Genomic DNA, 390 nt, shown 5'->3' with positions numbered 1-390 from the left:
TCAAGGGCATCTGAACAATGATTTTTGGCCAGGACAAGACTCATAACTCGAGTTTTTGACCAAGTTTTTAGAAATCTTTGTCGAAAGGACTCATCATGCTGACTATTGGTTGCCATCTCTCGAAGCGCCGCGGCTATCTGGAGATGGCCAAAGAGGCGGCGTCCATCAACGCAAACACGTTCCAGTACTTAACGCGCAGCCCGCGCGGCAGCGAGCAGGCGGCCCTCGACGAGAAGGACGTCGCCGCCTACCTCGCCTTCGCGAAGGAGCACGGCATCCACGACGCGCTGGCCTACGCCCCCTACGATGCCGACCCCGCCACGGACAAGATGAACGAGCGCAACTTCGCCCTCATGGTGTACTCGGAAGATCTCGCGCGCCTGGCCGAGG

General features: G+C 58.5%; 1 pseudogene. It reads left to right on the top strand.

What is annotated here, in order from left to right:
• Positions 1-95: 95 nt before the first annotated feature.
• Positions 96-390: pseudogene (locus NE591_RS13110) on the top strand (endonuclease IV); the annotation flags it as partial.

This window comes from Adlercreutzia sp. DFI.6.23 (assembly GCF_024462535.1).
Taxonomy (GTDB): domain Bacteria; phylum Actinomycetota; class Coriobacteriia; order Coriobacteriales; family Eggerthellaceae; genus Adlercreutzia; species Adlercreutzia rubneri.
Note: the sequence above shows the minus strand (reverse complement) of the source record. Positions and strands in the feature narration are given on the sequence as shown.